Genomic DNA, 13,050 nt, shown 5'->3' on the forward strand with positions numbered 1-13,050 from the left:
CGAGAGTTTCCGGAGAGACCATGCCTGAACTGCCCGAAGTCGAAACCGTGCGCCGCGGTCTGGACCCGTCGATGAGCGGCGCTGTGATCGCGCGCGCCGAGGTGAACCGCCCCGACCTGCGCTGGCCCTTCCCACCCGATATGGCGGCGCGGCTTACGGGGGCGCGGGTGGAGCGGCTGCGCAGGCGGTCCAAATATATTCTGGCGGATCTCGATACGGGCGAAACCCTGTTGATGCATCTGGGCATGTCGGGGCGCATGGTGGTCTCTGGCGATCCGCTGGGGCAGTTTGTCCACGACCATCCGCAGGTCGAAAAACATGACCATGTCGTGTTCCATATGGCAAATGGCGCGCGCATCACCTTCAACGATCCGCGCCGCTTCGGGGCGATGGATCTATTTGCAACCGCCGATGAGGCGCGCCAGCCCTTGATTGCCGCGCTGGGCCCTGAACCTTTGGGCAATGATTTTTCCGCCGCCTATCTGGTGGAAAAGCTCGCCAAGCGGGCCCTGCCGATCAAATCCGCCCTGCTGGACCAGAAAATTGTCGCCGGTCTGGGCAATATCTATGTGTGCGAAGTGCTGTTTCGCGCCAAAGTCGCGCCAACACAGCGCGCAGGTGACCTCGGGGCGGAACGGGTGGCTGGTCTGGTGCCGATCATTCGCGATGTTTTGCTTGAGGCCATCGAGGCGGGCGGCTCGACCTTGCGCGATTTTCGGCAAGCCGACGGCGAACTTGGCTATTTCCAGCACCGGTTTCGCGTCTATGGCCGCGAGGGGGAATCCTGCCTTGCCCCGCAGTGCAGCGCAACCATCGCGCGGGTCGTCCAATCAGGCCGCTCCAGCTTTTATTGTCCAAACTGTCAGGCCGCGCCCCCCGGGAAAGCGCAATGAAGGCTTGCTCCTGCGCGCAGTCTTGATACCAACTTGGGGTGTTGATGACATGTGTCACAGGGAGTTGCCGACATGGCCTATACGACGCTCGTGGTCGAGGTGGACGGGACCGTCCAAACCATCCGGCTGAACCGCCCCGATGCGCTGAACGCGCTGAATTCTACCCTTTTGTCGGAATTGGCCGACGCTTTGCGCGAGGCGGACCAAAACCCCAAAATCCGCGCGATTGTGCTGACAGGCTCGGAAAAGGCCTTTGCCGCGGGCGCTGATATCAAGGAAATGTCCGACAAAAGTTTCGCCGATGTGTTCTCGTCGGACCTGTTTGCGCGGGACGCCCAAGGGATCTGTGCGACCCGCAAGCCCATCATCGCCGCTGTGTCGGGCTATGCGCTGGGGGGCGGCTGTGAACTTGCGATGATGTGCGATTTCATCATCGCCGCCGATACCGCGAAATTCGGCCAGCCGGAAATCAATCTTGGTGTTATGCCGGGGCTGGGCGGAAGCCAGCGCCTGACATTGGCCGTGGGCAAGGCGAAAGCGATGGATATGGTCCTGACGGGCCGTTTCATGGATGCAGAGGAAGCCGAGCGCGCGGGGCTGGTCAGTCGCGTTGTGCCCGCCAAAAACCTGATGCAGGAGGCGACGGCGGCGGCGGTTAAAATCGGCGAGAAAAGTCTGCTCTCCCTCATGGCCGCGAAAGAGGCGGTCAACCGCGCCTTTGAAACCACACTGGCGGAGGGACTTTTGTTCGAGCGGCGCTCGTTTCAGGGCTTGTTCGCCACCGAGGACAAGGTCGAAGGCATGGCGGCCTTCCTTGAAAAGCGCCAGCCGCAGTTTCGCGACAAGTAAAACAGGCGCATCGACCCGAAAAAAGGGCGCTTTCGGGCGCTCTTTTGCTTTTTTGCTTCCCAAGTTGCGGCTTTTGCCCTAAGAGCGGCCCTCACATGCGCGTGCAGCCCGCTCAGGCTAGAATCATCCGGTTCGTGAGATCCGTCCGGGCTTTGTTGCGCAAAGATATTTTGACACAAACCCGAGAAGTGGGAACCGAACCATGGCTAACACGCCCCAGTCCAAAAAACGCGCCCGTCAGGCAGAGCGTCGCACCGACATCAACAAAGCACGTCGTTCGCGCATCCGCACCTTCCTGCGTAAAGTTGAAGAAGCCATCGAATCCGGCGATCAAGCAGCTGCCAAAGCGGCCTTGCAAGCGGCCCAGCCCGAGCTGATGCGCGGCGTGACCAAAGGCGTCGTTCACAAGAACACTGCCGCACGCAAGATTTCCCGTCTGGCATCGCGCGTCAAAGCAATCGCTTAAACCGCAGCCCGTCGAACCATTTGAAAACGCGCTCCTAAATCGGGGGCGCGTTTTTTTATGGTCGCGGTGGTGTCACAGTGTGACAGTCATAACGATCTGTTTTTGCTAATTTTATTTCGCGGCGGATTGCGGTGCCTCGATTCTACCCACAGGCCGGATCGCGCGATTTGCGCAATCGCGCCGATGAAGGAACGGGCGTTTTCAACGCAACCTGCGGCAATTGCGACACGATCTGGCGCTCTGCCAAAGGGCTTTTCGGATTCGACCCGACCAAAGCGTGAGTCAAGTTTGAAGATCGGTTGCGAAGGCCTGTGGACGGTTGCTAATTTGAGCCTGCGATTCACGTCGTCTTGGGGGACATGTTATGAATAAGGGCGCCAGCCCCGTCATCGGTGAGGTTAATCCCTCCGATGCATGGAAGATTTTGTCTGAAGATGCAGACGCAAGGCTGATCGACGTTCGCACGTCGGCGGAATGGGGCTTTGTTGGCGTTCCTGATCTGACCGGACTTGGCCATTCGCTTGTGTGCGTAGAATGGGCGGGGTTTCCGGGGATGTCCAAGAATGCGCGGTTTGCGGCAGAGGTCGAAGAGGCTTTGGCGGGGCATATCCCCTCAAAGTTTCTGTTCCTGTGCCGTTCGGGGGCGCGTTCCCTGAGTGCTGCAGCGCTTGTTCTGGATCACTTCGCTCAGAAGGGGATCGAGGTTGAGTGTCTGAATGTGGCCGAAGGTTTCGAAGGCGATCTTGATGGGCAAAAACATCGGGGCACCACCAACGGTTGGAAGTCCCGCGGGCTGGCTTGGCGTCAGTCCTAAACAATAACGATAATTGGGCCGAAAATTGATATGACGAACGACACCTGGGGACGGGTCAAATCAGAATTGTTGGATACTGTCGGGCGGAACAACTTTTCAAACTGGATTGAACCTCTTGAGTTCATCGAATTAAAACAAGGCGTTGCTACCTTTTCGGTGCCAACGAGCTTTATGGCGAACTGGGTGTCACGCAATTTTTCCGACGTGATCCTGCATCATCTGCACATGAATGATGCGACCGCGAGCCGCCTCAACCTTGTGGTGGCAAACCAGCGCCCTGCGGCACAAGCCGTGGCAGGCGCGGCGCCCCAGGCGCAGGCTCCTGTCGCTCCGGCGCCGCGTGCTGTTGGGGTTGCTGCCAGCGAGCCTGCAAAACCTGTCGCGGGTGCGCTTGACGGCGAGCTGCCCGGTGCGCCGCTTGATGCGCGCTTTACCTTTGACAGCTTCGTCGTCGGCAAGCCCAACGAATTGGCCCATGCTGCGGCGCGTCGCGTTGGCGAGGGCGGTCCTGTGACCTTCAACCCGTTGTTTTTATACGGCGGTGTGGGGTTGGGTAAGACGCACTTGATGCACGCCATTGCCCATGAATTGAAAATCCGCAGCCCCGAGCTGCGCGTCGTCTACCTGTCGGCAGAGCAATTCATGTACCGTTTCGTGCAAGCGCTGCGGGATCGTCAGATGATGGATTTCAAACAGCTCTTTCGCTCGGTCGATGTGCTGATGGTCGATGATGTCCAGTTCATCGCGGGCAAGGATTCCACGCAGGAAGAATTCTTTCATACCTTCAATGCGCTGGTGGATCAGAACAAGCAGATCATCATCTCGGCAGATCGCGCGCCCGGTGAAATCAAGGACCTTGAAGAGCGGATCAAGTCGCGCCTGCAATGCGGTCTGGTGGTTGATTTGCACCCGACCGACTACGAATTGCGCCTCGGAATTTTGCAATCCAAGGCCGACACCTTCCGCCTGCAGTACCCGGGTCTGCAAATCGCTGACGGGGTGCTTGAATTCCTCGCGCAGCGCATTTCCAACAACGTGCGCGTCCTTGAGGGTGCGTTGCAGCGTCTGTTTGCCTTTGCCTCCCTTGTGGGACGTGAAATCACGATGGAGCAAACGCAGGATTGTCTGGCCGATATTCTACGTGCCTCGGATCGCAAGGTGACGGTGGAAGAAATCCAGCGCCGCGTGTCCGAGCATTACAACATCCGCCTCAGCGACATGATCGGTCCCAAGCGGGTGCGCTCGATCGCCCGCCCGCGCCAGATCGCGATGTACCTGAGCAAACATCTGACCTCGCGTTCGCTGCCTGAAATCGGGCGCCGTTTTGGCGGGCGGGATCACACGACGATCATGCATGGTGTGAAAAAGATCGAGGAACTCAAGGGTCTCGACAACCAGATCGCCGAAGATCTGGAAATGCTGCGCCGCGCGCTTGAAGCGTGAGCGATTGCGTGGCCTGCGCAGCACGGTTGTGAGGCGCAACAGCCACGGGCGGGGCGAGGCCTTGACGCTGGTCGCGCGAGCCGTCAACAGTTTTTCGAAACAATGTCTTGCACGGGACGGTGAATGGGGTACCTTCACCGCCCCTGCATGTGTCCAGACGAGGGTGGTATGAAAATCAGCATCGAACGCGCCGCGCTATTGAAAGCGGTCGGCCAAGCACAATCGGTCGTCGAGCGCCGGAACACCATTCCGATCCTCGCCAACGTCCTGATCGAAGCCGAAGGCAACACCGTGTCCTTCCGCGCGACCGATCTCGACATCGAAGTGGTCGACAAGGTCCCCGCGATGGTCGAGCGCGCCGGCGCCACGACGGTTTCTGCGGTGACGCTGCATGAAATCGTGCGCAAGTTGCCCGATGGTGCGCTTGTCGTTCTGAGCGAAGATGGCGCAGCGGGACGTTTGACGGTCGAAGCGGGCCGCTCGGTATTCAACCTTGCAACCCTGCCCAAAGAGGACTTCCCCGTGATGGCCTCGGCGGAATATGCGTCCAATTTTGCGGTGCCCGCCCCTGTGCTGCGCCGCCTGTTCGACAAGTCGAAATTCGCGATTTCCACGGAAGAAACCCGCTACTACCTCAACGGTGTTTACATGCACATCGCCGATGGCGATGGCGGCAAAATGCTGCGTTGTGTGGCCACCGATGGGCACCGCCTTGCGCGGATCGATGCGGCGCTGCCCGATGGGGCACTGGAAATGCCCGGCGTGATCGTGCCGCGCAAAACCGTTGGTGAATTGCGCAAACTGCTGGATGACGACGACATGACCATCGCGGTCTCCGTGTCGGAAACGAAGATCCGCTTTGCGACCCCGAACCTGAATCTGACCTCGAAAGTCATCGACGGCACCTTCCCCGACTACACGCGCGTGATCCCCATGGGCAACACCCGCAAGCTCGAAGTCGACGCCTCGGAATTTGCCAAGGCTGTGGACCGTGTGGCCACCGTGTCGTCGGAACGCTCGCGCGCGGTCAAACTGGTGCTCGACGAGGATAAGTTGACGCTTTCGGTGAATGCGCCCGACAGCGGCGCGGCGGTCGAGGAACTTGCCGTGGCCTACGGTGACGAACATCTCGAAATCGGCTTTAACGCCAAATACTTGCTGGAAATTGCCAGCCAAGTGGACCGCGAAAATGCCGTGTTCCTGTTCAACTCCGCTGGCGATCCGACCCTGATGCGCGAAGGCAATGATACCTCCGCTGTGTACGTCGTGATGCCGATGCGCGTGTAACGCGCCTTTGTTGATACGTCGAAGCCTGAAGGAAACGGCATGGGCCGCCTCTATCTTGAAGAGTTGAGCCTGTCCCATTTCCGCTCACACCGGGCCGCCCGTCTTGAATTGGACGGGCGGCCTGTTGCCATTTGGGGGGCAAACGGGGCGGGCAAAACCAACATTCTCGAAGCGGTGTCGATGCTGTCTCCGGGGCGGGGGATGCGGCGTGCGGGGGCGGATGAAATCGCGCGCCGGCCCGAAGCGCTGGGCTGGAAAGTTGCGGCCTCTCTTGTGTCGCTGCATCAGCACCACGATGTCGATACCCGCGCGGATACGGGCGCCGCGCGCTCTGTGCGGATCGACGGTAAGGCGGCGCCGCAGCTCGCCTTGGCGCGGATTGCGCGGATTGTCTGGCTGATCCCCGCGATGGACCGGCTTTGGATCGAAGCGGCAGAGGGGCGCAGGCGGTTTCTCGACCGGATGGTGATGAGTTTCGAGCCGCGCCATGGGGAGGCAACCGTGGCCTATGAAAAGGCGATGCGCGAACGCAACCGCCTGCTCAAAGACATGGTGCGCGACGCGGCCTGGTATACCGCGCTTGAGGCGCAGATGGCCAAGGAAGGCGCGGCGATCATGGCCAACCGGACAGCCGCGCTTACCCGCTTGTCGCAAGCTCAGGAGGGCGCACAAACCGCCTTTCCGGCGGCCAGCCTGTCGTTGGTGGCTTCCGACGATTTACCCCTGCCCCAAACGGAGGCGGACCTGCTGGTGGCCTACCGCGACATGCGCCCGCGTGATCTGGCAGCAGGGCGCACGCTGATCGGGCCGCATCGCGCGGATCTGGCGGGCACCTACACGGCCAAAGGCGTGGCGGCGGCCCAATGTTCGACCGGCGAGCAAAAAGCACTTCTGGTGTCGCTGATCCTCGCCAACGGGCGGGCACTGGCGCAGGATTTCGGCGCGCCGCCCATTTACCTGCTCGACGAGGTCGCAGCCCATCTTGACGCCGACCGGCGCGCCGCGCTGTATGACGAAATTGTCGCGCTGGGGGCGCAGGCGTTTATGACCGGCACGGGGCCGGAACTTTTTGCGGAATTCGGGACACGTGCCGATGCCTATGCAGTCAGTGAAACGGCGGGCCTGTCCACCATCGGGAAGATTGAATGACCATTTCATGGATTGATGCCGGCCTCTACATGGCGGGTTTGATGGTGCTGTTTCTCACACCGGGGCCGGTGTGGATCGCGATTCTGGCGCGTTCCTTGTCGGGCGGGTTCCAATCCGCGTGGCCCTTGGCCTTGGGGGTCGTGATCGGTGACATCATGTGGCCGCTGCTGGCCATTCTCGGGGTCACATGGCTGGTCAGCACCTTTGACCATTTCCTGTTGATCATGCGCTTCGTGGCGGCGGCAATGTTTCTCTTTATGGGGGTGATGTTGATCCGCAAGGCCGACCGCACCATTTCCTCCGATAGTTCCCTCACACGTCCGGGACGATTGGCGGGATTTCTGGCGGGTTTGGCGGTGATCATCGGCAATCCCAAGGCCATCCTGTTCTACATGGGGATCCTTCCGGGGTTCTTTGATCTGGGCAGTCTCAAAACCCCCGACATTATCGTGATCTGCGCGATTTCGGGCCTTGTCCCGCTAAGTGGCAACCTGATCATTGCAGGCTCTGTGCATCGCGTGCGGCGCATCCTCACGACACCGCGCGCCATGCGCAAAATGAACCTGATTGCGGGCGGTTTGATGATCGCTGTGGGGCTGGTTATTCCCTTCACCTGAGTGTTGGGCGGCAGCCGGCGCAAAACCCCTAAATCTTGTGTCAGAAGCGTGACAATCTCCCCGTAAAGCGGTATAAATCCTGCAAGAATAAGCAGGAAGGCTCCCATGTCCGATACCGCGCAACAGCCCGCTGATTACGGCGCAGATTCCATCAAGGTTCTCAAAGGCTTGGAGGCCGTTCGCAAGCGTCCTGGCATGTATATCGGGGACACGGATGACGGCTCCGGTTTGCACCACATGGTCTATGAGGTCGTGGACAACGGCATCGACGAAGCGCTTGCGGGTCATGCAGACTTTGTCACCGTGAAAATACACTCGGATTCCTCTATCTCCGTGCGCGACAACGGGCGCGGCATTCCCGTGGGCATCCATGAGGAAGAGGGCGTTTCGGCCGCAGAAGTCATCATGACCCAGCTGCATGCGGGTGGGAAATTCGACCAGAATTCCTACAAAGTGTCGGGCGGTTTGCACGGCGTTGGCGTGTCTGTCGTGAATGCGCTGTCGGACTGGCTGGAACTGCGGGTCTGGCGCGAAGGCAAAGAGCACATCGCGCGTTTTGAACGCGGCGACACGGTCAAACATCTTGAGGTCGTGGGCGATGCCAACGGCGAAAAAGGCACCGAGGTGCGGTTTCTCGCCTCGACGACGACCTTTTCGAACCTCGAATACGACTTCCACATTCTGGAAAAACGTCTGCGCGAGCTGGCGTTCCTCAATTCCGGCGTGCGGATCATCCTGATCGACGAACGCCCCGCCGAGCCGCTGAAAACCGAATTGTACTATGACGGCGGCGTGCGCGAGTTCGTCAAATACCTCGATCGCTCCAAATCCCCGATGTTTCCCGATCCGATTTTCGTCACAGGCGAAAAGGACGGTATCGGCGTCGAGGTGGCGATGTGGTGGAACGACAGTTACCACGAAAACGTCCTGCCCTTTACCAACAACATCCCCCAACGCGATGGCGGCACCCATATCGCGGGCTTTCGCGGTGCGCTGACCCGCACCCTGACGCGCTACGCGCAAGAAAGCGGGATCGCCAAGAAGGAAAAGATTTCCTTTACCGGCGACGATGCGCGCGAAGGGCTGACCTGTGTGTTGTCCGTCAAGGTGCCGGACCCGAAGTTTTCCAGCCAGACCAAGGACAAGCTTGTGTCGTCCGAGGTGCGGCCCGCCGTCGAGAACCTTGTGAACGAGAAGCTGACCGAATGGTTCGGAGAGCATCCCAATGAGGCCAAGATGATCGTCGGCAAGATCGTCGAAGCGGCGATGGCGCGTGAGGCTGCGCGCAAGGCGCGTGAATTGACGCGGCGCAAATCGGCGATGGATGTGAATTTTCTCGCGGGCAAGCTCAAGGATTGTTCCGAAAAGAACCCCGAACTGACCGAAGTCTTCCTCGTCGAGGGGGATTCCGCGGGCGGTTCGGCCCAAACGGGGCGCGACCGTCAGACACAGGCGATTTTGCCCCTCAAGGGGAAAATCCTGAACGTCGAGCGCGCGCGGTTTGACCGGATGCTCGGATCGCAGGAAATCGGCAACCTTGTGATGGCGCTGGGCACCGGGATTGGGCGTGACGAGTTCAAGATCGAAAAGCTGCGCTACCACAAGATCGTCATCATGACCGATGCGGATGTCGACGGCGCCCACATCCGCACGCTGTTGCTGACGTTTTTCTTCCGCCAGATGCCGGAATTGATCGAGGGCGGCTATCTCTACATCGCCCAGCCGCCGCTCTACAAGGTGGCGCGGGGCAAATCCGAGGTCTACCTCAAAGACCAGGCCGCGATGGAAGATTATCTGATCGAACAGGGCGTCGATGGCGCGGTGCTGCGTCTGAAAAACGGCGAAGAGATCGCCGGTGCCGATCTGGCCCGTGTGGTCGAGGGTGCGCGGGCATTCCGCCGGATTCTGGACGCTTTCCCAACGCATTACCCCCGTCACATCGTCGAACAAGCTGCACTGTCGGGTGCCTTTGAACCCGGTCGCGTGGATGCGGATTTGCAAGGCACCGCCGATACGATCGCGCAGCGTCTGGATCAAATCGCGGTTGAATACGAACGCGGCTGGGCCGGTCGCCCGACGCAGGACATCGGCATTCGCCTGACCCGCGTGTTGCGCGGCGTGGAAGAGGTCCGCACGCTTGACGGGGCTATTTTGCGCGGCGGGGAAGCCCGCCGGATCAACCGCGAAGTCGAGGCCACGAACGGCATTTACCGTGACCCCGCGAAACTGGTGCGCAAGGATCGCGAAACCCTCATTCACGGCCCTGTCGATCTGTTGGATGCTATTCTGGAAGAGGGCGAAAAAGGCCTTTCCATGCAGCGCTACAAGGGCTTGGGCGAAATGAACCCCGACCAGCTCTGGGAAACCACGCTGGACCCCGAAGCGCGCACGCTGTTGCAGGTGAAGGTCGAGGATATCGCTGAAGCCGATGATATCTTCACCAAGCTGATGGGCGATGTCGTGGAGCCGCGCCGCGAGTTCATTCAGGAAAACGCCCTGAACGTCGAAAACCTCGACGCGTAACGCACCTCGCGACTGCGATGTAAAATGGCGGCCTGCGGGTCGCCATTTTTGTTGCATGGCCCGAGGCACAAGACGCGAAACGCACAAAAGCACCGCGCCCCAAGGGGCGGAGTGCTTGTGCAACTATGATGGAATTGGTCGGGCTGAGAGGATTCGAACCTCCGACCCCCTGCTCCCGAAGCAGGTGCGCTACCAGGCTGCGCTACAGCCCGACCGTGGCGTGGGAATTAAAGCCGCGCATCGCTTTTGGCAAGCGCTATTGCGCCTCACGCCGCTCTTTCTCGCGGCGCAGTCGAACAATTGCGCCGATCCTGAAGCCCGAGGGCGAATAGCCCCGCGACTTTGTGCGCAAAACGGGTGTGTTGGTCGAGGGTCCCGCGCTTTCGCGAAAGACGATGTACATGCCCGAGGCAATGATGACGGCCGCGCCCAGAACAGTCGGCCCGTCCAGCGACTCTCCAAAGAACAAAAACCCGAAGACAGTCGCCCAGATGATCTGCGAATATTGCATCGGTGCGACGATGGCAGCCTCTGCATTCTTGTAGGCCATGATCAGGATCAGACCAGCGGTCAGGCTGAACAGCGCGATCACACCGACGCCGCCCAGATCCAGCAAAGGCATGGGTTCGTACACGAAGGGCAGCACCGCGATCATCAGCAAAAAGTTCGCGGCAAGCGGGTAGAGCATCAGCACCACCGCGCGTTCCTCGCCGCCGATCTTGCGGATGATGATCGCGCCAAGCGCGCCGAAAGCGGCGGCGGCGACCCCTGCGATATGCCCCAGTTCCAGCGCCTGACCGCCCGGGCGCAACACGATGACCACACCGATCAAGCCGACGACGACCGCCCCCCAGCGATGTGCGCCGACCTTTTCGCCCAGCACGGGGATCGAGAGGACGGTGATGATCAGAGGTTGTGCGAACAAAAGCGCATAGGTTTCTGCCAAGGGCAGCACGGAAAATGCGTAAAAGGCACAGACACCCGTGATCACGCCGCAAATCGTGCGCAGGCCGGTCCACCAGGGATGAACAGGGCGCAGGTTGGCCTGTGTCGCATCGCGCATCAGCAGGAAAGTGACCATTGGAAAGGCCAGCAGCGACGAGAAAAAGATGATCTGGAAAGGCGAGTAGCTTGCGCCAAGGAATTTGATTACCGCATCATGGGTCGCGTAAATCGCAAAAGCCAGCAATGCGAGTAGGGCGCCTTTGGCATTCATCGGGGACATCTCCGCTTGTGTTCGGGGTCAGGCAATACTGATTGCGATGGGGGATCAAGCCTTCAATCTGGCACGGGCAGATTAATGTTTTATGGCCAAGATTGAACCTGTCGCGCGCCTCGCCTAGATGTCAGCAATGACCCAGACACACAAGACCGCCCTCTGCTGCTATTGCGGCACCCAGTCCGTTCTCGAATTGCGCGGCACCACGCGCCATAGCCTGTCCTGCGGGACCTGTGGCGCGCCGATCAACATGATGAAGCATCTGCGCAGCGATCATGCCAAAGCGAGCAAGCGCGGGCATGGCGCAGGCACAGGGGCCGAGCATGTGTCTGGTGCGCAGGATCTCAAATCCGCGCTCAAAGCGGCAAAAAAGGCGGGAAAAAAGAAAAAGCGGCCCACAAAAGCGCGCCGCTTCTTTGATCTTGCCGAGGATGTGTTCGACCTGTTCGACTAGGCAGCTGTCTTCGATCAGGCCACTGTCCGTGCGGTCAAGCGGGGCCAAGGCCCCGCCCGTTTTAAAGCGAGGCGTTCAGCGCCCCACCCTATTTAAAGCGAGGCGTTCAGCGCCTCGACGATCTTGTCGCCCATTTCGCTGGTCGACACCGGCGACCCACCTTCGGGGCCAAGCAGGTCTGCCGTGCGCACGCCATCCGCCAGCACTTTTTCGATCGCGCTTTCAAGGCGGGTTGCCTCTTCGCCCTCATCGAAGGAATAGCGCAGCGCCATGGCGAAGGACAGGATGCAGGCGATGGGGTTGGCTTTGCCTTGGCCCGCGATATCGGGCGCAGACCCGTGGACGGGCTCGTAAAGCGCTTTGGGGCGGCCATTGGCCATCGGCGCACCGAGCGAGGCAGAGGGCAACATCCCGAGCGAACCGGTCAACATCGCCGCCGCATCCGACAGAAGGTCGCCGAACAGGTTGTCGGTCACGATCACGTCGAACTGTTTGGGCCAGCGGCACAGCTGCATCGCGCCCGCGTCGGCATACATATGCGACAGCTCGACGTCAGCGTATTCCTTGGCGTGAATTTCCGTGACCACTTCGCGCCACAGAATGCCCGATTCCATCACGTTGGCTTTTTCCATCGAGCAGACTTTGTTGCCGCGCTTGCGGGCCAGTTCGAACGCCGAACGGGCGACGCGGGCGATTTCTGACTCGGTGTAGCGCTGGGTGTTGATCCCGACGCGCTCGTTGCCTTCGGTGAAAATACCGCGCGGTTCCCCGAAATAGACACCCGAGGTCAATTCGCGCACGATCATGATGTCCAGACCGGCAACCACGTCTTTTTTCAGCGACGAAAAATCCGCCAGCGCGTCAAAGCATTGCGCGGGACGCAGGTTGGAAAATAGGTCCATTTCCTTGCGCAGGCGCAGCAGACCGCGCTCGGGCTTTACCGAGAAATCCAGAACGTCGTATTTCGGGCCGCCAACGGCACCCAAAAGCACAGCATCGGCGTCTTGCGCGCGGGCCATGGTTTCGTCGGTCAGCGGCGTGCCGTGCGCGTCATAGGCCGCGCCGCCGACGAGGTCGTGGGACACGTCGAACTTGAGGTCGCGCTTCTCGCCGTACCAGTCGATGATTTTGACGACTTCGCCCATGACTTCGGGGCCGATGCCGTCGCCTGCGAGAATGAGAAGGGAAGGGTTGCTCATGTCAGTCACGTTCCTCGTCTGCGCCCACCCCGCCACGGGGCTTTCGGGCCTTGGAAAAAAGGTTCGAGGTGGCGTAACGGCTTGCGGGCACAGCGTCAAGGTCGCGGCGCGGGGCGCGAGGTCAATGCGGGGCCAAT

General features: G+C 60.2%; 12 protein-coding genes and 1 tRNA gene. 10 read left to right on the forward strand and 3 right to left on the reverse strand.

Features of this window, described 5'->3' with window-relative positions; genetic code table 11:
* Nucleotides 1–20: 20 nt before the first annotated feature.
* The 9 genes from mutM (at nucleotide 21) to gyrB (ending at nucleotide 10,041) form a co-directional block, all read left to right on the forward strand.
* Nucleotides 21–893, forward strand: coding sequence for a bifunctional DNA-formamidopyrimidine glycosylase/DNA-(apurinic or apyrimidinic site) lyase (mutM, locus tag AQS8620_RS00970; protein WP_085834950.1), 873 nt, complete (start codon nucleotides 21–23; stop codon nucleotides 891–893).
* Nucleotides 894–965: 72 nt separating this feature from the next.
* On the forward strand, nucleotides 966–1,742 hold the full coding sequence (locus AQS8620_RS00975) for an enoyl-CoA hydratase (protein WP_085834951.1): 777 nt from the start codon (nucleotides 966–968) through the stop codon (nucleotides 1,740–1,742).
* A 202-nt stretch (nucleotides 1,743–1,944) separates the two neighbouring features.
* Complete coding sequence (gene rpsT, locus AQS8620_RS00980; RefSeq protein WP_085834952.1) at nucleotides 1,945–2,208, forward strand: 30S ribosomal protein S20; 264 nt, start codon at nucleotides 1,945–1,947, stop codon at nucleotides 2,206–2,208.
* Nucleotides 2,209–2,572: 364 nt separating this feature from the next.
* The gene (locus AQS8620_RS00985) at nucleotides 2,573–3,022 is read left to right on the forward strand and encodes a rhodanese-like domain-containing protein (protein ID WP_085834953.1); all 450 of its coding nucleotides are present in this window, start codon (nucleotides 2,573–2,575) and stop codon (nucleotides 3,020–3,022) included.
* Nucleotides 3,023–3,052: 30 nt separating this feature from the next.
* Nucleotides 3,053–4,465 (forward strand): chromosomal replication initiator protein DnaA, encoded by a 1,413-nt coding sequence (gene dnaA, locus AQS8620_RS00990; protein ID WP_085834954.1) that lies wholly within the window; start codon nucleotides 3,053–3,055, stop codon nucleotides 4,463–4,465.
* A 168-nt stretch (nucleotides 4,466–4,633) separates the two neighbouring features.
* Nucleotides 4,634–5,752 carry a DNA polymerase III subunit beta gene (dnaN, locus tag AQS8620_RS00995; RefSeq protein ID WP_085834955.1) on the forward strand — a complete coding sequence of 373 codons (1,119 nt, stop codon included), beginning with the start codon at nucleotides 4,634–4,636 and terminating at the stop codon, nucleotides 5,750–5,752.
* A gap of 39 nt (nucleotides 5,753–5,791) precedes the next feature.
* Nucleotides 5,792–6,901: a DNA replication/repair protein RecF gene (recF, locus tag AQS8620_RS01000; protein ID WP_085834956.1), complete on the forward strand. Its 1,110-nt coding sequence runs from the start codon at nucleotides 5,792–5,794 to the stop codon at nucleotides 6,899–6,901.
* Entirely contained in the window at nucleotides 6,898–7,518 is a 621-nt protein-coding gene (locus AQS8620_RS01005; protein WP_085834957.1) for a LysE family translocator, read from the forward strand. Before recF ends, AQS8620_RS01005 begins: the two co-directional genes overlap by 4 nt.
* Nucleotides 7,519–7,623: 105 nt before the next feature.
* Nucleotides 7,624–10,041 carry a DNA topoisomerase (ATP-hydrolyzing) subunit B gene (gyrB, locus tag AQS8620_RS01010; RefSeq protein WP_085834958.1) on the forward strand — a complete coding sequence of 806 codons (2,418 nt, stop codon included), beginning with the start codon at nucleotides 7,624–7,626 and terminating at the stop codon, nucleotides 10,039–10,041.
* A gap of 135 nt (nucleotides 10,042–10,176) precedes the next feature.
* Here gyrB and AQS8620_RS01015 read toward each other — a convergent pair.
* Nucleotides 10,177–10,253, reverse strand: a tRNA-Pro gene (locus AQS8620_RS01015).
* Between the two features lie 44 nt (nucleotides 10,254–10,297).
* Nucleotides 10,298–11,266, reverse strand: a complete 969-nt coding sequence (locus tag AQS8620_RS01020) for a DMT family transporter (protein ID WP_085834959.1) — start codon at nucleotides 11,264–11,266, stop codon at nucleotides 10,298–10,300.
* Nucleotides 11,267–11,393: 127 nt separating this feature from the next.
* Between AQS8620_RS01020 and AQS8620_RS01025 the strand changes: the two genes are divergently transcribed.
* Nucleotides 11,394–11,714: a hypothetical protein gene (locus AQS8620_RS01025; protein WP_085834960.1), complete on the forward strand. Its 321-nt coding sequence runs from the start codon at nucleotides 11,394–11,396 to the stop codon at nucleotides 11,712–11,714.
* A 92-nt stretch (nucleotides 11,715–11,806) separates the two neighbouring features.
* On the opposite strand, the gene leuB is transcribed toward AQS8620_RS01025, so the two are convergent.
* Nucleotides 11,807–12,913, reverse strand: coding sequence for a 3-isopropylmalate dehydrogenase (leuB, locus tag AQS8620_RS01030; protein ID WP_085834961.1), 1,107 nt, complete (start codon nucleotides 12,911–12,913; stop codon nucleotides 11,807–11,809).
* Nucleotides 12,914–13,050: the final 137 nt, after the last annotated feature.

It is taken from the genome of Aquimixticola soesokkakensis, from assembly GCF_900172375.1.
In the GTDB taxonomy this organism is placed as follows: domain Bacteria; phylum Pseudomonadota; class Alphaproteobacteria; order Rhodobacterales; family Rhodobacteraceae; genus Aquimixticola; species Aquimixticola soesokkakensis.

Bases quoted from the DNA above. Each gene is read 5' to 3' on its own strand.
- mutM (WP_085834950.1), top strand. From the start codon at position 21: ATGCCTGAACTGCCCGAAGTCGAAACCGTGCGCCGCGGTCTGGACCCG.
- AQS8620_RS00975 (WP_085834951.1), top strand. From the start codon at position 966: ATGGCCTATACGACGCTCGTGGTCGAGGTGGACGGGACCGTCCAAACC.
- rpsT (WP_085834952.1), top strand. From the start codon at position 1,945: ATGGCTAACACGCCCCAGTCCAAAAAACGCGCCCGTCAGGCAGAGCGT.
- AQS8620_RS00985 (WP_085834953.1), top strand. From the start codon at position 2,573: ATGAATAAGGGCGCCAGCCCCGTCATCGGTGAGGTTAATCCCTCCGAT.
- dnaA (WP_085834954.1), top strand. From the start codon at position 3,053: ATGACGAACGACACCTGGGGACGGGTCAAATCAGAATTGTTGGATACT.
- dnaN (WP_085834955.1), top strand. From the start codon at position 4,634: ATGAAAATCAGCATCGAACGCGCCGCGCTATTGAAAGCGGTCGGCCAA.
- recF (WP_085834956.1), top strand. From the start codon at position 5,792: ATGGGCCGCCTCTATCTTGAAGAGTTGAGCCTGTCCCATTTCCGCTCA.
- AQS8620_RS01005 (WP_085834957.1), top strand. From the start codon at position 6,898: ATGACCATTTCATGGATTGATGCCGGCCTCTACATGGCGGGTTTGATG.
- gyrB (WP_085834958.1), top strand. From the start codon at position 7,624: ATGTCCGATACCGCGCAACAGCCCGCTGATTACGGCGCAGATTCCATC.
- AQS8620_RS01020 (WP_085834959.1), bottom strand. From the start codon at position 11,266: ATGTCCCCGATGAATGCCAAAGGCGCCCTACTCGCATTGCTGGCTTTT.
- AQS8620_RS01025 (WP_085834960.1), top strand. From the start codon at position 11,394: ATGACCCAGACACACAAGACCGCCCTCTGCTGCTATTGCGGCACCCAG.
- leuB (WP_085834961.1), bottom strand. From the start codon at position 12,913: ATGAGCAACCCTTCCCTTCTCATTCTCGCAGGCGACGGCATCGGCCCC.